Source organism: Kitasatospora sp. NPDC048545 (assembly GCF_040651155.1).
Lineage (GTDB): Bacteria > Actinomycetota > Actinomycetes > Streptomycetales > Streptomycetaceae > Kitasatospora.
Genome location: NZ_JBEZIQ010000095.1, coordinates 1 through 23,076, shown reverse-complemented (window position 1 = coordinate 23,076; position 23,076 = coordinate 1). Strand labels below are relative to the sequence as shown.

At 71.6% G+C, this 23,076-nt stretch carries 16 protein-coding genes and 6 pseudogenes; 18 read left to right on the top strand and 4 right to left on the bottom strand.

Annotated features, from left to right (window positions below):
- The 8 genes and pseudogenes from AB0D10_RS44125 to AB0D10_RS44090 all read left to right on the top strand — a co-directional run.
- Nucleotides 1-861, top strand: an 861-nt coding sequence (locus AB0D10_RS44125; protein ID WP_360268061.1) for a SulP family inorganic anion transporter, incomplete at its 5' end; no start/stop codon positions are given.
- 174 nt (nt 862-1,035) lie between these two features.
- Nucleotides 1,036-2,022: an alpha/beta hydrolase gene (locus AB0D10_RS44120; RefSeq protein WP_360268058.1), complete on the top strand. Its 987-nt coding sequence runs from the start codon at nt 1,036-1,038 to the stop codon at nt 2,020-2,022.
- A complete protein-coding gene (locus tag AB0D10_RS44115) occupies nt 2,019-4,139 on the top strand; it encodes a hypothetical protein (protein WP_360268055.1) in 2,121 nt (706 codons plus the stop codon). The genes AB0D10_RS44120 and AB0D10_RS44115 overlap by 4 nt, the downstream gene beginning before the upstream one ends.
- The gene (locus AB0D10_RS44110; protein ID WP_360268052.1) at nt 4,136-5,131 is read left to right on the top strand and encodes an ATPase; all 996 of its coding nucleotides are present in this window, start codon (nt 4,136-4,138) and stop codon (nt 5,129-5,131) included. Before AB0D10_RS44115 ends, AB0D10_RS44110 begins: the two co-directional genes overlap by 4 nt.
- Complete coding sequence (locus tag AB0D10_RS44105; protein ID WP_360268049.1) at nt 5,124-8,327, top strand: SAV_2336 N-terminal domain-related protein; 3,204 nt, start codon at nt 5,124-5,126, stop codon at nt 8,325-8,327. Before AB0D10_RS44110 ends, AB0D10_RS44105 begins: the two co-directional genes overlap by 8 nt.
- Nucleotides 8,328-8,468: 141 nt before the next feature.
- Nucleotides 8,469-8,840 (top strand): annotated as a pseudogene (locus tag AB0D10_RS44100) (DUF317 domain-containing protein); the annotation flags it as partial.
- 763 nt (nt 8,841-9,603) lie between these two features.
- Nucleotides 9,604-10,170: a hypothetical protein gene (locus tag AB0D10_RS44095; protein ID WP_360268046.1), complete on the top strand. Its 567-nt coding sequence runs from the start codon at nt 9,604-9,606 to the stop codon at nt 10,168-10,170.
- Between the two features lie 28 nt (nt 10,171-10,198).
- Complete coding sequence (locus AB0D10_RS44090) at nt 10,199-10,684, top strand: hypothetical protein (protein WP_360268043.1); 486 nt, start codon at nt 10,199-10,201, stop codon at nt 10,682-10,684.
- Nucleotides 10,685-10,691: 7 nt separating this feature from the next.
- Here AB0D10_RS44090 and AB0D10_RS44085 read toward each other — a convergent pair whose 3' ends face one another.
- Complete coding sequence (locus AB0D10_RS44085) at nt 10,692-11,012, bottom strand: hypothetical protein (protein ID WP_360268040.1); 321 nt, start codon at nt 11,010-11,012, stop codon at nt 10,692-10,694.
- A gap of 138 nt (nt 11,013-11,150) precedes the next feature.
- Here AB0D10_RS44085 and AB0D10_RS44080 point away from each other — a divergent pair, with 138 nt between their 5' ends.
- The 5 genes and pseudogenes from AB0D10_RS44080 to AB0D10_RS44060 all read left to right on the top strand — a co-directional run bounded on the left by AB0D10_RS44080 (nt 11,151) and on the right by AB0D10_RS44060 (nt 13,706).
- Entirely contained in the window at nt 11,151-11,498 is a 348-nt protein-coding gene (locus AB0D10_RS44080; RefSeq protein WP_360268037.1) for a DUF317 domain-containing protein, read from the top strand.
- 31 nt (nt 11,499-11,529) lie between these two features.
- Nucleotides 11,530-11,880, top strand: a complete 351-nt coding sequence (locus tag AB0D10_RS44075; RefSeq protein WP_360268034.1) for a hypothetical protein — start codon at nt 11,530-11,532, stop codon at nt 11,878-11,880.
- 237 nt (nt 11,881-12,117) lie between these two features.
- Nucleotides 12,118-12,285: pseudogene (locus AB0D10_RS44070) on the top strand (hypothetical protein); the annotation flags it as partial.
- 791 nt (nt 12,286-13,076) lie between these two features.
- A complete protein-coding gene (locus AB0D10_RS44065; protein WP_360268032.1) occupies nt 13,077-13,289 on the top strand; it encodes a hypothetical protein in 213 nt (70 codons plus the stop codon).
- 87 nt (nt 13,290-13,376) lie between these two features.
- Nucleotides 13,377-13,706: an esterase gene (locus AB0D10_RS44060; RefSeq protein ID WP_360268030.1), complete on the top strand. Its 330-nt coding sequence runs from the start codon at nt 13,377-13,379 to the stop codon at nt 13,704-13,706.
- Nucleotides 13,707-13,840: 134 nt separating this feature from the next.
- Here AB0D10_RS44060 and AB0D10_RS44055 read toward each other — a convergent pair.
- A pseudogene (locus AB0D10_RS44055) lies at nt 13,841-13,984 on the bottom strand (ISAzo13 family transposase); the annotation flags it as partial.
- 43 nt (nt 13,985-14,027) lie between these two features.
- Nucleotides 14,028-14,786 (bottom strand): annotated as a pseudogene (locus AB0D10_RS44050) (IS256 family transposase); the annotation flags it as partial.
- Nucleotides 14,787-15,054: 268 nt separating this feature from the next.
- Between AB0D10_RS44050 and AB0D10_RS44045 the strand changes: the two are divergent.
- The 5 genes and pseudogenes from AB0D10_RS44045 to AB0D10_RS44025 all read left to right on the top strand — a co-directional run bounded on the left by AB0D10_RS44045 (nt 15,055) and on the right by AB0D10_RS44025 (nt 22,245).
- The gene (locus tag AB0D10_RS44045; RefSeq protein ID WP_360268029.1) at nt 15,055-16,563 is read left to right on the top strand and encodes an ISL3 family transposase; all 1,509 of its coding nucleotides are present in this window, start codon (nt 15,055-15,057) and stop codon (nt 16,561-16,563) included.
- A gap of 188 nt (nt 16,564-16,751) precedes the next feature.
- Nucleotides 16,752-17,627, top strand: coding sequence for a hypothetical protein (locus AB0D10_RS44040; protein WP_360268026.1), 876 nt, complete (start codon nt 16,752-16,754; stop codon nt 17,625-17,627).
- Nucleotides 17,628-18,593: 966 nt separating this feature from the next.
- Nucleotides 18,594-20,900: pseudogene (locus AB0D10_RS44035) on the top strand (AAA family ATPase); the annotation flags it as partial.
- Between the two features lie 241 nt (nt 20,901-21,141).
- Nucleotides 21,142-21,663, top strand: a pseudogene (locus AB0D10_RS44030) (hypothetical protein); the annotation flags it as partial.
- 111 nt (nt 21,664-21,774) lie between these two features.
- A complete protein-coding gene (locus tag AB0D10_RS44025) occupies nt 21,775-22,245 on the top strand; it encodes a hypothetical protein (RefSeq protein WP_360268024.1) in 471 nt (156 codons plus the stop codon).
- A 271-nt stretch (nt 22,246-22,516) separates the two neighbouring features.
- Here the strand turns inward: AB0D10_RS44025 and AB0D10_RS44020 are convergent, their stop codons facing one another.
- Nucleotides 22,517-23,017 (bottom strand): transposase, encoded by a 501-nt coding sequence (locus AB0D10_RS44020; protein WP_360268064.1) that lies wholly within the window; start codon nt 23,015-23,017, stop codon nt 22,517-22,519.
- Nucleotides 23,018-23,076 lie beyond the last annotated feature (59 nt).

The window sequence follows — 23,076 nt, the reverse complement described above, 5'->3', positions numbered from 1 at the left end:
CGGCTGGACGCCAACCAGGAACTGCTGGGCCTCGGCACCGCCAACCTCGGCGCCGGCTTCTTCCAGGGCTTCCCGGTGAGCAGCAGCGCCAGCCGCACCGCGCTGGCCGAGTCGGCCGGCGGGCGCAGGCAGGTCTACGCCCTCACGGCCGGCGTCGGCGTGGTCGCCGTGCTGCTGTTCCTCAGCCCGCTGCTGCACGACACCCCGGACGCCGTACTCGGCGCCCTGGTCGTGTTCGCCGCACTGCGCATGATCGACCTCGCCGGCTTCCGCCGGCTGGCCTCCTTCCGCCGCCGCGAACTGCTGCTGGCGCTCGGCTGCACGATCGGCGTGCTGACCCTGGACATCCTCTACGGCGTCCTGGTCGCGGTGGGCCTGTCGGTGATCGAACTGCTCAGCCGGGTCGCGCGACCCCATGACGCCGTCCTCGGCCGGGTACCGGGCGTGGCCGGCATGCACGACGTCGACGACTACCCCGAGGCGCGCACCGTCCCCGGCCTGCTCGTCTACCGCTACGACTCCCCGCTGTTCTTCGCCAACGCCGAGAACCTCCAGCGCCGGGCGCTCGCCGCCCTGGCCGAACAGCCCGAGCCAGTCCGCTGGTTCGTCCTCAACACCGAGGCGAACGTCGAGGTGGACATCACCGCCCTGGACTCCCTGGACGCCCTGCGGCTCGAACTCGAAGCCCGCGGCATCGTCTTCGCCCTCGCCCGCGTCAAGCAGGACCTGCGCGCCGAACTCGACGCCTACGGCCTGACCAGCTCCATCGGCCCCGACCGGATCTTCCCCACCCTCCCCACCGCCGTCGCCGCCTACCGCTCCTGGGCCCACCCCGACGGCCCTCCGCCGCCCTCACCGTAGCCGCAGTGGCCCTACCGGCCGGGTTCACGGTCGGGCGGCGGATGTTGGTACCGTTCGTTCCCCCTGCTCCGATCGGTGCGCGGCCGTGGGCCCGACCGTCGCCACGGGCGCGCCCGAGCGGCCCCTGCCTGGAGGGGGGAGGGGAAGCGCGTTGACGGATGTGGGGGACCGGCCATGACGACCGACACCATGGTGACCGAGAAGGCAAGGCCGCGGCTAGTCTTCGTCCACGGCATCGGTGGCCCCCGGGACGTGACGAAGGAACTCGCCGCATGGTCGGGGGCGTTGGCCGAGGGCGCGGTCCCGGCCGGAGGCGCCGCGGAGAGGGCCGACCTGGCCGCCGCCCTGGCCGCCGACTCGGCGTTCGCCCACTACGGCGACCTCTTCACCGCGAGCGGAGCCCAGGGAGCAGGCGCGGGGGCGGACGAGGAGCAGGCGGCACTCACCCTGGACCTGCTGGCCGAATTCCTCGACGAGCTCGCCTCGTTGCCCGGGCACCAGAACCACCGGGGCCTCGCCCGGGTGCGCGCCCAGCTGAGCCCGCAGGGCGAGGCGCAGGGCGTGCTCAACCCGGCGCGGCACCTGAGTCTGATGCTGGCCTCCATCGCCGCGCTGCCCGGGCTGAGCTGGGGCGCCCGTCGGCTCAGCAGGGTCGAACTGCTCGGGATCCTCTCCCAGCCGGGCCGCTACCTGCGGCGGGCCGAGCCGGACGCCGCCGGGCGGACGCTCGACCAGCGGGTGCGTGACCGGGTCCTGCGATGCCTCGACCCGTCCCGGCCCGCGATCGTCGTGGCGCACTCGCTCGGCACGGTGGTCGCCCTGGAGGCCCTGGCGGAGTACCGGGGGTCGGTGGCTCTCCTGGTCACGGTCGGCTCGCCGATCGCCACCCCCGGGGTGGTCCGGCCGCTGATCAGGCCGCGCCCGCCCGCGACCCCGGAGACCGTCGCGGCCTGGGCCGACTTCCGGGACAACGACGACCTCGTGGTGCCCAAACGCCGGCTGGTGAAGGCCGTCGAGCCGAATTCGGCGGGCGTCCGGCCGACTCCCCACCGGTTGACGTCGGCCAGGTTCTGGTCCCATGACGCCACGACGTACCTCCGGCGTGAGGAGGTCGCGGGTCCGGTGCTGGAGGCCCGGGCAGCCACGGCCCCACGGTCATGAGCGAGGTGTGGCGGCCGCCGGCCCGTCACCTGGTGCTGATCGCCACCCAGTGCGCGGCGATGCCGGAGCTCACGGACCTGACGGCCAGGGCCGATCGGCTCTTCGACGTGCTGACCGATCCGCGGACCGGCAGGTGCGAGCCCAGTCCGGCCCCCGCGGTGGACGCCGCACGCCTGCGGTCGGGATCGGTCACCTGGCGGGAGGCGGACGAGGCGATCCGTGCGGCCGTCCGCGTGGCGGCGCAAGCCGGCGCCACCCTGGTCCTCGCCGTCCTCGGACACGGCCAGACCTCGCTGGCCGGAGGGAAGCTCTGGTACATGGCCGCGGACAGCCTCCCCGACGACGCCGACCGCTGCCTCGACGTCCCGGCGCTGCTGGAGCTGGCGAGCGACGCCACCGGAGTCACGGGCGTGATCGCGCTCGTCGACACCTGTCACGCCGGGGCCAGCGCGCCGAGCACCGCGGCCCTGGCCGGTGGCTTCAGGAACGGGAGCAAGCGGCTCTCCGTGCTGATGGCCTGCGGCTCCCAGCAGGAGGCCTACCGGCTGGACTTCAGCCACGAACTGGCCGAGGCGCTCACCGAGGGGATCCCGGACGAGGGCGAGATGCTCAGGACGAGCGCCCTCAAGCTGCGGGTCGGGCCCAGGCTGAAGGACCAGGACGTCCAGAGCGTCGACTTCGACGGCGAGGCCGACGCCGAGGAACCACTGTGGCTCGCCCTGAACCAGCTGCGCCGACCGTGGACGCAGAACCAGGGCATCGGCGCGATCGGCGCCGAGGACCTGGCCGAGGCGCTGCGGAACTGGCCCGGCGGCCCCGCAGCCCCGGACCCCTGGAACCGGGAGGCGCTGATCAAGCTCTCCGAACGGGCCCTCGACCCGTTCGGGCCGCCCGCCGCCCGGTGGGCGGCCGAGGTCGCCCAGGGCCTGGTCGCCGCGATCGACACCGGCAGCCTCCTGGTCGACCTGGCCGGGTCCGCCCTGACCACCCCGCTGCTGCGCCGGCTCGCGGCCGACTTCAACCGCCAGTGGGCCGCCGACGGGATCCAGCCGGTCCGGCCGCCTGGTCGGCTGACCGGCCGTGCGCTGCTCCAGCACCTCCTGGAGCACGCGGCACTGCGAACGCCGAGCGTGGCCGGAACCGTGTCCCCTGACCTCGCCCTGGCCTGGTACGTGGTCGCCGTGGCCGACACGTGCGGAAGAAGCGACCTGTCGGACACCCGGGTGCGGAGCTGGGCCCGGACCACGGCTGATCCCATCAGCCTCAACGACGCCCGCGAGAGGTACGAACAGAACCGCCGGGAGCGGGCGCTTCGGCTGGTCATCAGCCTGCACGCGGCACAGGTGGACTGGCCCGACTCGCTGTCCGCGTGCCTGCGCGACGGGCCCGGCTGCCTGAGCCACCGGCACTTCCCCTGTCGGCCCGACCGGAGCGGCGTGGAGGCCGTCCTGCCCGACGTGATCGCCTGGGCGTACGAGGCGTCCCCGGGCCGCGCCGAGGTGGGGCACATCGACATCGTCGCCACCGCGCCGGTGCTGCTGAACTGGCGCCCGGAGCAGGCCCTGGTCGGCCAGTACCTTCTGGGTACCCACCGCACGGTCACGCTGCGGTGGTCCGGGCGCCTCGTGGTACCGGCCGGGATGCGTGGACTGAACGAGCGGGCCCGGGCCCAGCTGGAGACGCTCCGCCAGGACCCCCTGGAGAGCGCCCCCGTCGACTGGCTTGACCAGGAGCGTACGGTGGTGGCGCGACTCCTGCCGGGCCTGGCCAGGGGGAAGTACGGACGAGCCATCGGCGTCGGCCACCGCCCCTCGCACCTTCAGGAACTGGTCACGGCGCTCCTGCCGTACACCCCGATCCTGTTCTGGCCGGACACGGAGGACGACGTGGACCAAGCGGCCCGCACCCGCCTCGGCCAGGTCTGGGAGCGACTGCCCGAGGTCCTGAACGAGGCACAGCGCAGGAGTTGGGACGAGGAGGACGAAGGGTGCGCCGGGACACCCGATCACCTCGGTCCGCTGGCCTGCCTCCGCGCCGCCTGGCACGACACCGACTGGTTCGACTTCTGCGACACCTACGAGCAGCACGCGCCGTTCGCCCCGAGGAGCACCCGATGACCTGGAACACGTACTACCGAGGCGACGGTCGGCCACGCGATGTCGACCTCCCGCCCGCGCCGCCGTGGCGCAGCTTCTCCGGCGGTGACTCCGCCACGGCGTTCCTGCCGCCGGAAGGCCTGACCGACGCCGTCAACGCCGCCCTGTACCTGCACCGGCCGCTGCTGATCACCGGGAGCACTGGCACCGGCAAGTCCTCGGTGATCGAGCAGGTCGCGGCCGAGCTGAAGCTCGGCAGGCCCCTGCGGTGGCACATCACGTCCCGTAGCGGCCTGGCGGACGCCCTCTGCCGGTACGACGCGCTCGGGCACATCCACGCGCTCCGGCTCCGGTCGGCCCCGGCGGCGCCCCGCCCGGCCCGCCCGAACCGGATGGGCCGGGCGGGCCGCTACCCGGGCCGGGGACACGGCAGCGCCGACATCGCCCCGTTCCTCCAACTGGGCCCGCTGGGCACCGCCCTGCTGCCCGGCGACCGGCCCCGGGCGCTGCTGATCGACGAGATCGACAAGAGCGACCTGGACCTTCCCGCCGACCTGCTGGACGTCCTGGAGAGCGGACGCTTCGAGATCCCCGAACTGGTCCGCCACCCGCGCAGGCAGGTGAGGGTCCGGGAATGGGACGACACGGCCACCCACCCGGTGACGGACGGCAAGGTCCAGTGCACGACCTTCCCGTTCATCGTGATGACCAGCAACGGGGAACGCGACTTCCCCGCACCCTTCCTCCGCCGTTGCATCCGCTACGAGATGCCGGCACCGACCCCGGACACGCTGCGCCGCGCCGTCGAGGCCCACCTGGGGTGCGCGGTGGACGACCGGGGCCCCGCCGCCGAGGTCATCGCCGGGTTCGCCGAGCGCATCGCCCGGGGCGACAGCCTGGCTGTCGACCAACTACTCAACGCGGTGCGGCTGGTGACGGATGGGCGGGCGCCCACCGGCGCCGAGCGGGAGCGGCTGCTCCGGCTGATGCTGCGGGACCTCTCCGGTGCGTGACAGCCTCGCGGCCCTGGTCGAGGCGCTCAGCGAGGCGATGCCCCCCGGCACGGACGCCGCCACGGTGGCCGACGCGCTCTGGCTCGCCGCGGCACCGGCCGGGAACCCGGGCCCGGCGGAACCGGCGACGCCCCCGCCGCCGTCGGCGGCCTCCTGTCCCGATCGGCCGGACGGGCACCACGACGACGAGGAAACCCGGCCGGAACCCGTACGGGAGGCTCGGCCGGTGAGCCGGGAGGTGCCGCTGTACGAGCGCCTGCCCCTGCCCGGCCTGCCCGCACCGGACGGCCGCCCGGTCGACGTGGCGACCGGGCGGGCGCTCCCGCACGCCCTCGAACTGGGCCGTGCCCTGCGCCCGTTCAAACGCCGCTACGGACGCGGCACCCGGCGCACCCTGGACCTCGACGCCACCGTGCGCGCCTACGCGGACAGCGGCGAGCTGGTCCCGGTGTTCACACCCGCCCCCGAGCCGTGGTTCGAGGTCGTCGTGGTGGTCGACACCCACCCGACCATGGAGGTGTGGCGGGAGACCGTCGACGAGTTCACCGCCCTGCTGGCCGGCCTCGGCGCGTTCCGCCTGGTCCGGTCCCTGCGGCTCACCGTCGGGCCCGAACCGCGCGTCACCGACCTCCGGGGCCGCGCGCGCACCAGTGCCGGGGTTCCCGCGCCGGGCGGTCGGCAGCTGGTCCTGGTCGTGTCCGACTGCGCCGCGCCGGGCTGGCGCAAGGCCGACGTCCGGCGACTGCTGAGGGACTGGGGAGCCGCCACCTCGGTCGTCCTGCTCAACCCGCTGCCCGCACGGCTCTGGCCCAGCACCGGACTGGACCTGCCCGCCGTACGGGTCCGACAGCGGACGCCGTCCACCCACAACACGGAGCTCACCTTCACCGTCCCGCTGACGCTGAAGACCCTGTTCGGACCCGACCTCGGGTGGGTCGCCCTGCCGACCCCGTCCCTGACCCCGCACGCGCTGCGCCGCTGGGCGGCCGGCGTGATGCGGGGCGCCCGCGCGGGCCACGACGCCGTGCTGCTGCCGGAAACCGGCGTCCTCACCTCACCGTTCGCCGAGTACGCCCCGCCCGTCCCGGACGCCGAACGGCGGGCAGCCGCCTTCCTCCACGCGGGCTCCCCGGCGGCCAAACGGCTGGCGGCGCTGTGCAGCCCGTTCAGCCGGCTGAGCCTGCCGCTGCTCCGGCTGATCAGGCAGGAGACGGTCCCGGAGGCCTCGGTGAGCGATCTCGCCGAGCTGATGACCAGCGGCATCGTGGACATCGCCACCGTGGACGGCGGGTCCACGGTGCTCAGCTTCTCCGAGGCCGCCCGGGCTCGGCTGGCACCACTGCTCAGCCGCCATGACGCCTGGACGGTCCAGGCCGCGTTGACGCGCTACGTCGCCGCCCGCACGCCCGGAACGGGCACGGCGGTGGCTGCGGTCGCGGCGGACGGCCCCCAGGAACTTCCCGCCGAGCTACGGCCGTTCGCCCTGGCCTCGGAGGAACTCCTCGCCGTGCTGGACGGCGGGCGCAGGCGGCGGGCGGTGCGGGGGGCCGGTACGCGGCCGCAGACCGAGGAGTCCGCCGCTCCGAGGCTCCCGGACCCGAGCCGGACCGGGGCGCTGCTCATCGGGGTGTCCGACCACTCGCGTGATCCGAGTACCGGTCATGTCGACGAGGCGCTCGTGGAGATGTACTCCGTGCTGATGTCCCCCGACAGCTGGGACCTGCCGGCCGATCGCTGCCAGATCGTGCAGGATGTGAATGGGCGGCAGGGGTTCGTGAACGCGCTCCGCCACAGTCTTCGGCGAGGCGACGAGACCTTCCTCCTGTACTTCGCCGGACTCGTCCGGGTGGGGTCGGGCATCGGGTCCCGCTTCCTGGTGTTGGGGCACGAAGTCCTCAGTCTCGAACACCTGGCGGACATCCTCCTGGAGGGTGACTTCCGCCGAATCGTGATCATTTTCGAGAGCTTCCCCGGTAGCTCGGAGTTCCCCATGGAGCTGGAGGTGGACGCGGACGTCTACCTCCTGTGCAACGGGCCGGGCCCCGACTCCTTTCCCCGGCTGCTGCGCCACGTGATGGTGGAGGGCGTTCCGGAGGGACCAGAGCTGCTGGAGCCGGGGCACATCGCCCGTGCGATGAGGCAGTTGACGTCACCTCCTGTGGTGAACCACCACGCGGTCTACTCTCGGCCGCCGCTGGCGCTCCTGCGCAATCGTGCGGCACCCGGCTATGTGGCGCCTTCCATCCACGAGGCGTACGACCTCATGCGCACGGCAGTCCGGAGGCATCTCGGAGGCCGGTACGAGGGGATCCACGTGGAGATCGATCGCATCCTGCTGAAGCTCCTCACCTTTGTCGACGCATACGAAGCACGGGTACCGGCTTGGGATGAAGGGGCGTTGTACCTGATGCGGGACTTCGAACTCAGCCTCGGCATAGCACTGGAGCCCCGATTCACTGTCACCAGAGGGGGAAAGGGTGAACGGGATCTTTACTGCCAGGCGCCCGAGAGCGGCCTCCGGATCCCGATCGACCTCCAGTCGGCGTTCCGTTCGGATCGGACTCTTCTGGACTCGGCAGCCGTGGACCGGCCGGATCCGCTCAGCGTCGTCGTCATGTTCGACTCGCCCCACACAACCGAGAATGACACCCTGTTCAACATCTCTCCCAGTATCGGCGTGCGCATGGTCCGGGGAACCTGTCTCGTTCTCCTCCGAGCGTTCGTCCGGGAGTCGGACCCGTGGCCTCCGCCACGGAACCTCGACGACGCGCTGCGCGAGGCCGTTGCTTCCGCCTGCGACGACCTGGTCCACAGCGAGGTCGATCCGGAGGACGGGCTGACGTACGACGGCCGAGGCCACCGTGTGCTGGCGGCCATGACGGGCGCAACGGTGGAAAATGTCGACCCGATGCTCGGTTCGATCGACTGGCAGCCGGTGGAGGCCTACGAGCACGGGCTCAGCCTCGGAGAGGTCCGGGTGAACGCCGAGCTCACCCTGGAGGGGTATCTGTACCACGGGGACGTCCACCTGGCCGATCGCGAGGACGGTGTGGCCGTGCTGGATCACGACTGGAACGACCACATGGCCTCCGTGTCCGTCGGCCTCTTCGTGGAGTTGGCCTTCCAAGCCCAGATCGACTCGCCCGACTACCGGGTGGAGCTCGAGTTCAGGGGGATGGAGGTCCTCAGCCGGTAGCCCGGCCGGGGGCACACCCCGGTGGATTGCCCTCCTCTCCTGGCCGTGTGCTTGACTTCAGCCATCGACCGCAGGGGTGCAAGGTGCATGAGCTGATCCTCCGTCACGCAGCGGATCGCGGGGGCAGGACCGCCTTCGCCGATGCCAAGGGCGCGGTGGACTACGGCGAGCTCGCCCGCCGTACGGCCCGGGTGGCGGGCAACCTGCGGGTCGGGCCCCCCGTTGTCGTCCGCCGCCCCTCTGCTCCTTCGTCCGCTGCGTCTCGCCGGCCCCGGTGACCACCGCCTCGTCTCCGGCCTGCTCGGCTCTGCCCCTGGTTGGAGCCGCGCCCGCGCGCCGGACGGCGGCATCTCCTTCACCAGCCCCTGCCGCACCGCCGCCGTCACCGGCTCCGGCCCGCCCGACCACTCATGCGCCTGGACCGTCCACGGCTACCCAGCGCCCGACTCAAGGCCGCTGTGGGCGGCGTTCGGCCCCGGCACGCCCGCCGAGATCACCGCCGCCTTCACCGCCGTCCTCGTCGACGGCCTGCGCAGCGGGCACCACGACTACCTGCACGGCGGGCCGCACCACCTGCCCGGCACGCCCGCCTCCGTCCTCGCCGACCGCGGCTGGCAGCCCGCCCGGGGCCGAAGGGCTTCCATGACCAGGTCGCGCCGGACGCCAGCGCCCGCTACCGGCACCGCGTCGGCCACCAGGTGGCCGACGCGGAGGTCGCCGGCCTGGTCCCGCCGTCGTGGAGCATGCTCGCGGGCAACCAGCAACACCCGTCGTGGCGTGCGGACTTCACCATCGGCGTGCCGTTCTAACCGCTCCTGCGCGCGGCCCTCGCCTTCAGCTCGCCCGAGACCGTCGAGCGGCCCCTCGGCGGTGTCCCGGCCCGCCATCTGTCCCATGTCACGGTCCGCCGCGCCCCCACCGCGCAACCGGCCCGCCGTCCGTACGCCTGCTCTCCGCCGGGCCCCGCCGCCGCTGCGGTGCCGACGTCCGGCGGGGCGCGTCGGCGCTGATCCCGTGAAGGAACCCTCATGCCGTACACCCCCGAGAAGCCCCGCGAGTACCGTGTCCAGCCGTGCTACCTCGCTGGGTCGGAGGCCGACGCCACCGATGCCGTCACCCCGCTGATCCGAGCCGGGTGGGCGGCCAGCAATGACGAGCTGGGCAACGCCTACGTCACCGCACCGGACCTGACGGCCCGCCTGGCGCTCCTGCCCGAGGGCCCGGACTCGACGCTCTGGAAGATCAGCGCGGGTCCGGAGGCGACCGCGATGCCCAGGTGGCTGGTCACTTCGACGACCGGGTGCCCCACGAGATCGTCCAGGAGTTCACCACCCCCCTCGCCGACGCCTACATCCAAGGCCCCGACGCTTACCTCGGCGCCGGCCTGCCCGCCCCGCGCCGGGTGGCCGGGCGGTGGGCGGAGCCCATCGTCGTCCAGAGCCCCGACCAGCTCGTCGCACGGTCGACGCGCCCCGGCTTCCTGCCGCACGCCGAGGAGGTGGACGACACCAGCGAACGGTGGCTCTTCGAGTCGGGACCACCCGAGCGCCGCTGGTACGACACCGCCTCCTCGCACGTGCCCGCACCCCTGCTGGAGACGCTCACCGCCGCCTTCGACCCGGCCCCAGTGCACCGGTACCTGCGGCGCAACCAGGTCGCGCGCCTGCCCGCGGACGCCGTCGCGACGCCCACAGTGCCGAGCCCGCTGGAGGTGGCGCGCGTGCGGGCCGCCACCTCCCGCTCCGTCACCGCGACGCGCGCCCCGGCCGCCGCGCTCGCCTACACCACCTCGACCCCGCCGCCGGCACCGTCTCGGGTCGCCCTCGCCGGCCCCTCCCGCTGACCACCCCGCCAACGTCTCGGAGAACACCGTGTCCGACGCCACCGCCCTCGACCACGCGGACGCCATGATCGAGCAAGCCTGGAAACGGCCGATCGCCGAACTCGAGGAGGCCGCGCCCCGCCTGCCCGTCGAAGATGCGATGCTGCGCGCGGCCATGCACCGCCGCTCCCACCTCGTCATCGTGTCCAACTCCATTGCCGCACACCAGGACCGGCTACACGCCCTCACCCGGCCCGGTCACGTCCCCGCCTTCTACGACCTCGACCGGATCACCGTCTCGGCGAGCGCCCTGCGCACGGCCTACGCGGAGAGCAACACGGCCGTCCAGATGATCCGCCACATCATCGACGCCCGCGAACTCGCGCTCACCTCCGAGGGCGGCCCGGACGCCGAGCGCGTGCGGGCCGCCACCGCCCGCACCTCGCAGACGCCCCGCCCCCTGGGGCTGCCCGCCGACCAGCCCGCCCTGCGTTCGACAGCCGCTGTGGCCCAGACGGTCGCGAACCGGCGCTAACCGCAGGTCAGTTCGCCTCCGGTTCGTGGTGGGCACTCAGGTCAGTGGCGCCCACCACGCGGGCCAGCTCCTCCACGGTCAGCTCCACCCGCCGACCATCCGCCAGCCGCGCCTGCACCGCCTCGTCCTGCCGCCGCTCGGCGCGGCTCGTCGTGGCGACGGCCCACTGGCCCTCGCCGATCGCCGTGACGTCGCCCAGCGTCCACACCCGCCCCGTGCTGCGGATCTTGCGCTCCAGCGCCGCCATGTCCCGGCCTCTGCCCGCCGCCATCGCCTTCATCCCCCTCGTAATCCCGTACGGCGCCGCGCCGTAACCCTGCTTCAGCACCCGGGCGCCCCGATCCATTCCCACTCGGTTCGCCCACGGCAGAGGGCGGTTCCCGGTAAACGACTACGAACTTCGGGACGCTGCATGTGAACGTACTCATGTCGCTGAAACCGCAGGTCAACGAAGGGACCGGTCCCCGTGAACACCCCCAGCAGCTTCCTGCCCGCTCCCGTCCGCCCGTCCGCCGAAGAGCGCTCCTGGCTCGCGTCCGATCACAGCGCGGAGCCGGTCCTCGCCCTGCTCTCCGGCCTCGGCTGGCCGATGGTCGACACCCCCGAGGCCAACGTGCACTGCACCAGCCCGGACGGGCGCGTCTACATCGGCTGGCTGCCCGAGGACCCCGGCGCCTGGAAGCGCGGCATCCTCTGGCGCATCCAGGTCCAGCCCACCGGCGCCGACCCGTGGACCCAGGAGTTCGGCGTCCACACCCCCTCCGAGGCCGTCGCAGGCTTCCTCGCCGCACTCATCACCACTCCCGCCCACTGACACCGGCCAACTACCGCTCTCGGAGGACTTGTTGCTTAAACCCCGCCTCGACCATCGCATCGCCCACGGCACCGCGCGCGACGCGCTCGGCCGCGCCCTGGCCGACCCGCACATCGCGTGCGCGGACGGCTTCCGCCTCTCGGTGCTCGCCCTCGACCCCGCCGCCCCGTTCCTGCTGCCCGCTGTCACGCTGGAGGTCGGCTTCCCCACCCGGCGCCCCGAACCGTGGGAGCGCTGGCGCGAGCACCTCGACCCCAGCGTGGACGAGGACGAGGACGACCCCACCGAATCCGTGTACCTGCCCGTCCCCGTCGCCTTGGTGCGGGACCTGATCGAGGCCCACGGGGGCGAAGCCCTGCCCATACCGCGTCAGCGGGCCTGACCGGGCCAGCGCCGCCACCGACTCCAGCAAAGGAAGCAGCCCTGACGATCACCACCATCCTCACCCGCGCCCCCGGCCCGGTCATCTCCGCGCTCGGCCTGACCAACGCCTTCTTCGTCCCGCCCGCCTCCACCACGTTCGCCCTCAGCCTCGGCTTCGCCGTGAGCGGCCTGCTGCTCACCCCCGACGACGTCCACGAGAGCTACCTGCGCCGGGACGCCCGGTGTCCTCGCCCAACTCGCCAGGACACCGGGCGGCACCCGGGTCCGCCGGATCGGCACCGCCCTCGGCCTGCGCGACCGCACCGTCTCCAGGTCCCTCGGCCGCCTGGCCGACGACGGTCTGGTCCTCCTCGGTCCCGAGGACGAGCCGCTGCCCCAGCGCTCCTGCCGCCTCGCCAACTGAATCCGCCACACCACCGGCTGGCCCGGTCCCCGCCGGGCCAGCCGCCCACCACGAGGGGCAGTGCCATGACCACCCACCACGTCGCCTTCCACCCGCTCATCGTCACCGCCGCCACCCACCGCGCAGCCCGCCTCCTCCTCGCCAGCCCCGCCCTTCGGATCGTCCGCGCCGACGAGGTCCGCCCCGGCGACCTGATCGTCTCCGCTTTCACCACCGACACCGCGCCTGCGCCGCACCGACTACTTCGCCGGCGGCCCCTACCCGGCCGTCCCCGGCCCGTACGACCCGGCCTGCGGATGCGGCGTCTGCGGCCTGCCCGAGGTCGAGGGTCCGCACGGCACCGTGGTCCTCACCCGGGACTTCCCCTGGGAGTGCTGCGACCCGTGGCCCGCCGACGAACCCGTCCTCGTCCGTCCCCGAGGCCGCCTTCCCGCCCCGACGATCCCGTCCGCCGAGAGGACCTGAGTGACCGTCCACCGCCCCCTGCTGACCAACCACCACTCCGACGACTCCCTCTGCCCGCCGGACCACAAGCACACCAGCTCCGGCAAGCCCCCTGCATCCCGACTGCCCCAGCCGCGCCTACTCCAGCGCCGTCTGCGCCTGCGGCATCTGGGAGTTCAAGGGCCCCGGCAAGGGCTACGTCAACGAGTCCCGCAAGCGCCACCTCGGCACCCACCCCCCGGCCCCGTCCGAAGGCCCCGCCGTGCTGCGCGAGAGGCTCCGTCTCGACCTCCCGTGACCACCGCCCACACCCCCACCGCCGCCCCTTTCACCACCCGGAGACCGCTGTGCCCCAGTACCTGACCGTCGCCCACCTGATCGCCCAGCTCCAGGACGTCGACCCCAACCTGCGCGTCCGCCTCGCTGTGAACCCGGACTGGCCCTTCTCCCACCTGCTGGCCTCGAACGTCCTGGTCCACGACGGCCTCGTCTACCTGGCCGAGGACGGCCAGGAGGGCTACCTGCCCACCGCCGTCCGCGAAGAGCTCGCCTGGGCCTGAACCATCGCCCGCCCGAAGGAGACCCGCATCCCCACCACCCGCCGCCTCGCCCACCCGCAGCCGCTGGAGCGCTTCGCGCTGCACCCCATGCCGTCGTGGGCCAGCGGAGCGCTCGTCCACCGTGCCCCCGCCGTCCCCGGCCAGCCGATCCAGATCCTGTGGCTCCCGAACACCGCACCCAGGCTCCCCTTCGGCCGCATTCTGCTGCGGTGGGAGAAGGCTCCCGAGGCCGGCTGGGACGTCACCGCCCGCCTCGGCCTCGCCATCACCGACGTCCACCTCGCCACCTGGCCCGCTGCCCCCGACGACTGGCCCTGCCTGGTGCGCCCCACCCTCCGCGAGGTCACCGGCTTGTGCTCCGCCCTTGCCGTCGCCACCGCCGCCCTCGAACTCGCCAACCACCTCGCCGACCCCTGAACACCACCGCACAAGGCTGCCCCGCGCCGACCAGCCGGGGCGGCCTCGCCGTACACCGGCCCGACCGGCGGCGCGTACGCTCATCACCGGAACACCGAGGATTAGGACACGCGCACGGCCGACGACCAGACCGTCCGCGCTACCACGCGCACACCGCCGTGTCCGAGCAGACGTGCCTCGGTCGCCATGGCCAGCCGCCGTTGACGCTCGTTCAAGTGCGGCAACAGAACCTCGAAGCGCTGAGCGAGTTGCGCGCGATCCTCGTCCGATATGCGCATACCACATCAACGATGCAGCGTCCGGGAGGCAACGCGTTGTTTCGTGACGGCTCTGGTGGACGATGCACGTCTGGACCACGGTCTGGGGCCAGACCTGGGCGACCGCGTCGGGCAGGCCCGCCAGGCCGTCGCAGATGAGGATCAGGCAGTCCTTCACGCCGCGGTTCTTGATCTCGGTCAGGACCGACTGCCAGTACTTCGCGCCCTCGCCGCCGCCGGAGGTCCACAGGCCCAGGATGTCGCGGTAGCCGTCGGCGGTGACGCCCAGGACCACGTAGACGGGCCGGTTGGCGACCTGGCCGTCGCGGACCTTGATGTTAACGGCGTCCACGAACAGGACCGGGTAGACCGCGTCGAGGGGGCGCGTGCGCCACTCGGCCATGCCCTCCAGGACCCGGTCGGTGATGGTGGAGACGGTCTCCTTGCTGGTCGTCATGCCGTAGACCGCGGCCAGGTGCGCGACGATCTCCCCGCTGGTCAGGCCCTTCGCGGTCAACGAGATCACGAGGTTGTCCAGACCCTCGGTGCGGCGCGCGTGCCGGGGCATGACCTTCGGTTCGAACGTGCCGGCCCGGTCCCTGGGCACTTCGAGTGTGACCGGCCCGGCCTCGGTCATCACGGTCTTCATCCGGTAGCCGTTGCGCGCGTTGCCACCCTTGCGGGCCGAGCGGCCCGGCTCCGCGGTCGAGGCCAGGTGCTCGTCCATCTCGGCTTCCAGGGCTTCCTGGAGCAGGTGCCGGGTCAGTTGCTGCAGCAGCCCGCCCTCACCGAGCAGCTGCATCCCGCCGGCTCTGGCCTGCTCGGCCGCCAGCTCGGCGACCGACGCCACCACATCCGACCCGCCGGTGTTCTTCCTCGGACCCATGTCCAAGGCATCGGCGTCTGCGGACTCCGACGAAACCGTTCCATCAGGAACCGACCCGATCTGGTGATCCGTCAGCGAGCTCATCAGTGTCTCCCTTGATCAGGGTGTCCACCTGATTCATGGCTCTGTTCCGTAGTCGGTGGTGACGCTGTGCACCCGGCTGTCATCATGAGGCGTGGATGAGGCCAACTCTCTTGTGGATGTGGTGTTTTCCGGGTTGTCGGTGTTGGTCGTCGAGGATGTGGTCGATGGCGGTGAGGTGGTCCGGGTGACGGCCCGGACCCGGGATGCGCCGGTGCCGTGCCCGGTGTGCGCGGTGCCGACGGAGAAGGTGCACGGGTACCACTGGCGGACGGTGGCGGACGTGCCGGTCGACGGCCGCCGTGTGGTGGTCCGGGTCCGGGTGCGGCGGCTGGTCTGCCCGGTCAGCGGCTGCTGGCGGCAGACCTTCCGCGAGCAGGTCCCCGGGCTGCTGGAGCGCCTCCAGCGCCGCACCGCGCGTCTGACCGCCCAGGTTGCGAAGGTGGTCAAGGAGTTATGCGGCCGGGCGGCCGCCCGCCTCGCCCCCGCCCTGGCCGTGCCCCTTTCCTACGCGACCGCCCTGCGGGTGCTGCGGCGCATCCCCGCCCCGGTGGTGCAGGTCCCGCGGGTGATCGGGATCGACGACTTCGCGCTGCGCCGGCGCCACCGGTATGCCACGGTCATCATCAACGCCGAGACCGGCGAACGCATCGATGTGCTGCCCGACCGGGAGGCCGCCACCCTGGAGGTCTGGCTGCGCGAGCATCCCGGCGCCGAGGTGGTGTGCCGGGACGGCTCGGCCACCTACGCCGAGGCGATCCGCCGCGCACTGCCGGACGCGGTGCAGGTCAGCGACCGCTGGCACCTGTTCCGCAACCTGTGCGACAAGGTCCTGTCCACCGTCCGCGCCCACGTCGCCTGCTGGGCGACCGTCAACCCGCCGCGTCCCGGCGGGGTTCGCGAGCAGACCACCCGCGAACGATGGCACAAGATCCACACCCTCCTCGGCCAGGGCGTCGGCCTGCTCGACTGCTCCCGCCGCCTCGGCCTGGCGTTGAACACCGTCAAGCGCTACGCGCGTATCCCCGAACCGACCGCCGAGCGCATCGCACCGCAGTACCGGCCCACCCTGGTCGACCCCTACCGCGACCACCTACACACCCGCCGCGCCGCCGAACCCGGCGTACCGGTCCTCCACCTCTTCCACGAGATCAAGGAACAGGGCTACAACGGCAGCCTCAACCTGCTCCACCGCTACCTCAACCAGGGCCGCGCCGAGGGCGACCGCCCCGTCACCACCCCACGCCGAGCCGCCCGGCTCCTGCTCACCCACCCCGACCGCCTGCGAACCAAGGAGACCACGCTCCTGGACGCCGTCACCACGGCCTGCCCCGAAATGACCGAGCTCGCAGGCTTCGTCCGCGGCTTCGCCGAACTGCTGACCCCGGCCCCGGGCAACGACGCCAAGCTCATCGACTGGATCACCCGGGTCCGCGGCGCCGACCTGCCCCACCTGCAGAGCTTCTGCAACGGCCTCGAACTCGACCGCGCCGCCGTGAACGCCGGCCTCACCCTGCCCCATCACAATGGCCGCACCGAGGGCGTCAACACCCGCACCAAGAGGATCATGCGCCAAATGCACGGCCGCGCCGGATTCGACCTCCTCCGCCACCGCATCCTCCTCCCCACCTGAGGACGCAGCGTCACCACCGACTACGGAACAGAGCCTGATTCATGACACTCCCATCCAAGGCGAAGACAAGTCCGGAGGTGCCCCGCGGGGAGTGCATGTTCTGGGCACAATGCCACAACAGCGGGGGTCAGGTGCTAAACAGAGATGGTCGGGGTCGGCGGGGAGTCGGCCCGGGGAGGAGGTGCTCGATGGTGTCGGTGGTGCTGGTGCACGGGATCTTCAATCACGTCCGGGGGGCGGTGCCCGACGTAGCGGCGGAAGCGAAGGTGAACGAGTTTCGCCCGAAGCTGGCCGAAGGATTGGCGAAGGCGAGATTCGCCGGACCGGTTCCCGAGGTAGCGGTCGCGTACTACGCGGACCTGCTGCGCGTGCAGTTGCCCGAGCAGGCGCAGGACTCGGGGGGCGAGGACACATTCGGGAGTCTTTCGCCCGCCCTGCAGGCGGCGGCGGTCGAATGGCTGGCTGCTGCGGGAGCGCCGGTGCCGGCGGATGCGCAGAACGCGGTGCTAAAGCCGTTGCGGCAGTTGCTGGGCTGGTTGGTGGACGAGCGAGGGCCCCGGTTGGTCGGGGCCATGCGCGAGCAGACCGTGCGCCGGGTGGAGCGCGCAGTGGTGACGAGCCTGCGGGAGATCGAGGCGTACACGACCTGGCCCGATCGGCGTCTGCTGGTGCGTGAGCGTATCAGGCAGGTGATCCGTCGTGAGCGTCCGCGTGTGGTGGTCGCGCACTCGCTCGGTTCCCTTGTCACGTACGAGACGCTGCACACGTATCCGGATCTGGAGGTCGAGCTGTTGATCACGGTGGGTTCGCCGCTCAGGGTGCCGTCCCTGGTCCGGCGGCTGGACCCGTCCTTGCGCAGCGGTCGGGGGGCGAAGCCATCTGGGGTGAAGCGGTGGGTGAACATCGCGGATGTCGGCGATGTGATCGCGGTCCCGCCCAAGCTTTCCGATGTGTTCGACGTGGACCACGAGGAGACCTGCGATGTCGGGTGGGGCGTCCACGGCCTGGGATCCTACCTGTCCCAGGGGCTCGCCGCCGCAGCATCGGCCCCGTATCTCAGGTGATGACGGCGATCACTCTGGACCGGCCGGTGTGGGTGCGCGCCGGATGTGCGGAATGGCAACGCTCTGGCCGACGGAGCCCGTAGATTTCCGACCAACGGATGGGGTGAACCGGTCGCCGCCGCCCGTATTCGGGCGGCGGCGTGTCCGGGGGCCGGGACGGAAAGGGTGCTCGTGGTCAGGAGCCTGGTGGCGGGGGCTGGGGACTTCCCCACTCCGGTGGTGAGTGAGGAAGCGGTGGCCGACGACAGAGTGGTCCTGACCCCGCTGTCATCGGTAGGGCCGGCACTCAGGGAACTGGCGTCGGCACTGGAGCGCGTTGGCGCCCGTCCCGGGCCGGTACTCCTTGACGGTGACCTGGACGACTTCACCGACGCCTGGAGGAACCTGCATCGGACGAGTGGACCTGGTGAGCCGCTGGTCGTCCACTTCGCCGGCCATGGGGTTCAGGACGCAGGCGTTCTGTATCTCGCAGCTGCGGGAACCGGCCCGGACCGTGACCAGCTCCGCTGGACTGCCGTCAGCGTCGGCCGGATCCTCGAAGAGGCCGCCCGCGGCAATCCAGTGCTGCTGCTCCTAGACGTGTGCGGTGCCGGACAGGCCATCGCCCTGCAGCAACTCGCCGACCTCGGCAACCGTCCACTGCAGAGCGTTTCACACAACGTTTGGGTCGTCGCCGCGTGCACCGATGACGAGATCACGTACGGCGCCAGGTTCACCACGGCCACCGCCCAGATCCTGCACCAACTCGCCGACGGTGACCTGGACATCAGCCCGGCACTGGCCCACGTGCCCGTCGCAACGCTGGCTGCGGCAATCGACCGGCACCTCGCCCGCACCGGGCCCGCAGGCCGACGGCGCCAGCACGTCGTTCGTACTCCTCAGATCCTGGCCAACGACGATCACCCACCCGCGTTCTTCGGCAATCCCGCCCACAACCCCGACCCCTATGCCGCGTGCCTGGCAGCCATGGACCCGTGGCTGCGCGACCTCGCCCTGGGTTGTGCCCCGGGTCTGGACCCCTTGCATTTCGCGACCCGTGCGGCCGGCAACCCCACCGCACGGACCGTCCTCTTCTCCGGCCGCCGCTCCCAACTCGCCCGCATCCAGCACTGGCTCAACGGCTCGGCCGACGAGCCGAATCTGTTGGTGATTACTGGCGGTCCCGGCAGCGGAAAGTCCGCCCTCCTAGGGGTCACCGCCTGCCTCACCCACCCCGTGTTGGACCGAGCGATCGGCGACCTCGTCGCCGGCGCGGTAGAGCACTTCGAACCGCGCCAGCCCCGTACCGTCCTCGCCGTCCACGCTCGCCAACTCACCCTCCAACAGATCACCCACTCCCTCCACCAGCAACTGCACCAGCCACACGACAACTACAGCGCTTCGGCTCCGTCTCATGCTGCGAGCCCGGACGAAGCCGACCTCCGCACGCTTCTCGATGAGCTCACAGCAGCCGATGACACGCTCGTGATCCTCGACGCGCTTGACGAGGCCATCGACCCGCACACAGTCCTGACCAAGCTCCTCCTGCCCCTCGCCACCGCCGCGGAAGACGGATCCAGTTGCCGTGTCCTGCTGGGAACGCGCCCTTGGTGGGACCTCTTGAACCCCCTGCGCACCCACCTCGACGATCACCCTGCCGAGGAACTCAACCTCGACCCAACCACGGAGGAGGACCGCCATGCCCTTGCGAACGACCTCCACCAGTACCTAAGCCGGCTCCTACGCCGCCACCCCCGCCGCCACGACTGCCGATCCATCGCCGACCACCTCGCCCGTCACGCCGACAGCGGCGCTTTCCTCATTGCCAACCTCTACGCCGACCACCTCCACAGCGCCCACACCCATGGCAACGGCACAACAGTTCTGCAGGAGCCACCCACCACCATCACCCAGGTGTTCGACCTGCACACCCGCACCCTCGCCGCTGGTGACCCCTGGATCGCCGCGGTCCTCGCGGCTGTCGGCCAGGGCCACGGTGACGGGCTGCCCCTCGAACTCCTCCACCACCTCGCCTTCACCCACCAGCCCACCACCGTCGGCGCCGTCACGCCTCAACTCGCCGACACCCGCCGCGCCCTGCGCAAAGTCGCCTTCTACCTACGCACCACGCCGGGACCCGACCAGCGCCTGCTCTATCGGTACTTCCACCAAGCCCTCACCGACCACACCCGCCCCCGCACCACCCCCGACGCCGTCCACCACGCCCTACTCGCCACCGTCCCCACCGGCCCGGACGGCGCCGCCAACTGGAAACTGGCCGACCCCTACCTCCTGCGCCACGCCGCAGCGCACGCGACGGCTGCCGGCGGGAACACCCTGGACCAACTGCTCGAAGACCCGGCCTTCCTCGTCTACGCCCACCCCGACACTCTCGCCCCCTACATCCATCACGCCGCCACTGACCGGGCCCGCCTGCATGCCCACATCTACCGCACCAACACCACCCACCACCCCGGACGCCACGACGCTGAGACACGCCGCGGGATTCTGAGCCTCGACGCCGCCAGTTGGCGCCAGCCACAGGTAGCCGCAGCCTTCGCCCGAGCATCTGGCGACAGTGCGCGCGCGACCGTCGTCTTCCCCCAGTGGGCGACCCGCATCACCGCCCACCCCGCACGCCTGCACACTCTCACCGGCCATGCCCGCGCGGTCACCGCCGTGGCCACGATCGCCGCCCCGGACGGCACCCCCCTCGCCATCACCAACAGCTACGACAAGACCGCGATCGTGTGGAACGCCCTCACCGGCGAACGCCTGCACACCCTCACCGGCCACACCGACGCGATCACCGACGCAATCACCGCCGTGGCCACGACCGCCGCCCCGGACGGCACCCCCCTCGCCATCACCACCGACGACGAGACCGCAATCGTCTGGAACGCCCTCACCGGCGAACGGCTGCACACCCTCACCGGCCACACCGACATAATCACCGCCATCGCCACGACCACCGCCCCGCACGGCACCCCCCTCGCCATCACCACCAGCCAAGACGACACCGCGATCGTGTGGAACGCCCTCACCGGCGAACGCCTGCACACCCTCACCGGCCACACCGACACAATCACCGCCATCGCCACGACCACCGCCCCGCACGGCACCCCCCTCGCCATCACCACCAGCCGCGACCAAACCGCGGCCGTGTGGAACGCCCTCACCGGCGAACGCCTGCACACCCTCACCGGCCACACCGACACAATCACCGCCATCGCCACGACCACCGCCCCGCACGGCACCCCCCTCGCCATCACCACCAGCCGCGACAAGACCGCAATCGTCTGGAACACCACCACCGGCAAGCCATTGCGCACCCTCACAGGCCAGGGCCGTGCGGTCATCGCCGTGAGCACGGTCACCGCCTCGGACGGCACCCCCTTCGCCATCACCATCGACGACGAGACCGCGATCGTGTGGAACGCCCTCACCGGCGAACGCCTGCACACCCTCACCGGCCACACCGACACAATCACCGCCATCGCCACGACCACCGCCCCGGACGGCACCCCCCCTCGCCATCACCACCGACAACTACCAGAGCGCGATCGTCTGGAACGCCCCCACCGGCGAACGCCTGCACACCCTCACCGGCCACGATGGCGAGATCACCGCCATCGCCACGACCACCGCCCCGGACGGCACCCCCCTCGCCATCACCACCAGCCAAGACGACACCGCAATCGTCTGGAACACCACCACCGGCGAGCACCTCCACACCCTCACCGGCCACGCCCGCGCGATCACCGCCATCGCCACCGCCATCGCTCCGGACGGCACCCCCCTCGCCATCACCACCAGCGAAGACGAGACCGCAATCGTCTGGAACACCACCACCGGCGAGCACCTCCACACCCTCACCGAGCACATCCGCGCGATCACCGCCATCGCCACCGCCATCGCTCCAGACGGCACCCCCCTCGCCATCACCACCAGCCGCGACAAGACCGCAATCGTCTGGAACACTCTCACCGGCAAGCGATTGCACACCTTCGCTGGGCACACCAGTGTGGTCACCGCTGTGGCCACGACCAATGCCCCGGACGGCACCCCCCTCGCCATCACCACCGACGACCGTGCCGTAATCGTCTGGAACACTCTCACCGGCGAACATCTAGACACCCTTACCGGCCACACGAACTGGATCAACGCGGTGGCCACGGCCACTGACTCCGAGGGCGCCCCCCTCGCCATCACCACCAGCGACGACCACACCGCGATCGTCTGGAACACCCTCAGCGGCGAGCACCTCCACACCCTCACCGGCCACACCGGCGCGGTCTCGGCTGTCGCCACGGTCACCGCCCCAGACGGCACCCCCCTCGCCATCACCACCAGCCGTGACGAGACCGCGATCGTCTGGAACACCCTCAGCGGCGAGCACCTCCACACCCTCACCGGCCACACCGGCGCGGTCTCGGCTGTCGCCACGGTCACCGCCCCAGACGGCACCCCCCTCGCCATCACCACCAGCCGTGACGAGACCGCGATCGTCTGGGACCTCGGTTCTGGACGAAGGCTGCACAGCTGCTTTCTACGACACCCCTCAGATACGGTCAGAGCCGCAAGCAACGGCTTCCTGGTCGGCTACGGCCCCGAGGTTGCGTACTTCACGTTCGACTGACCCCGCTCGGCATCAGCAACGGCTCGGCGGGGCATTCGTCGGTGAGATCCGCGAACTACTGAACCAGCCATAGCCTCAATGCGATCGTCTGCTCAACATCACGAAGCGGGCCCGCTGCTGCAGCGCCCAGCCTTCCAGTTGGCCTCGAAGGCGGCTGGCTCCGGGGCGAGATAGACAACCTCGGAGGCCAGACCAGATGGCCGATGGGCAGATCCAACACCCTGTCCATGTCGCATCTGATGCAACGCCGCTCGTTACTGACTTCGGCGCTTCAAGGTGATGGCGGTGGGAGGTCGAGGGAGAGTCCGGTCCCGGCGAGGAAGCCGTCGAGGACGTCGGAGCGGTACTGGAGCCGTTTGAGGCGGTTGCGGACGAGCGCGGCGAGTCGGTCCAGAGCGACGCTGGCGAGGTTCGCCAGACTGCGTTTGACGTGGGCCCACAGGTACTCGACCGCGTTCAGCTCGGGCGCGTATGCGGGCAGGATGAACACCGTCAGCCAGTCCCGTGCGTTGATCAGGTCGCGCATGGCATGGGAGACGTGGGTGTTCAACCGGTCCCAGACCAGCACGATCGGCGCCTTGACCAGCTGGTGGACCCCGTCTATCAGCCCGATGTAGTCGCGCTCGGACAGGCTGCGGCGCTCGCCCTTGCGGCCGGTATGGCGCCGCAGCCGGTGACACAGCCGGGTCCGCGAGCCCGGCCGCATCGCGATCAGCCCGGCGACCGAGACCCGTCCGGAGCCCCGGCCGCAGACCTTCACGACCGGGGTGATGCCGCGGCGTCCCCACGTTCGTGCCGTGGGCGGTCTGCGGGTGAACCCGGCTTCGTCCT

Excerpts from the sequence above, each read along its gene's own strand:
- AB0D10_RS44060 (WP_360268030.1), top strand. The coding sequence starts at position 13,377 with ATGCCGTCGTGGGCCAGCGGAGCGCTCGTCCACCGTGCCCCCGCCGTC.
- AB0D10_RS44110 (WP_360268052.1), top strand. The coding sequence starts at position 4,136 with ATGACCTGGAACACGTACTACCGAGGCGACGGTCGGCCACGCGATGTC.
- AB0D10_RS44115 (WP_360268055.1), top strand. The coding sequence starts at position 2,019 with ATGAGCGAGGTGTGGCGGCCGCCGGCCCGTCACCTGGTGCTGATCGCC.
- AB0D10_RS44120 (WP_360268058.1), top strand. The coding sequence starts at position 1,036 with ATGACGACCGACACCATGGTGACCGAGAAGGCAAGGCCGCGGCTAGTC.
- AB0D10_RS44040 (WP_360268026.1), top strand. The coding sequence starts at position 16,752 with ATGGTGTCGGTGGTGCTGGTGCACGGGATCTTCAATCACGTCCGGGGG.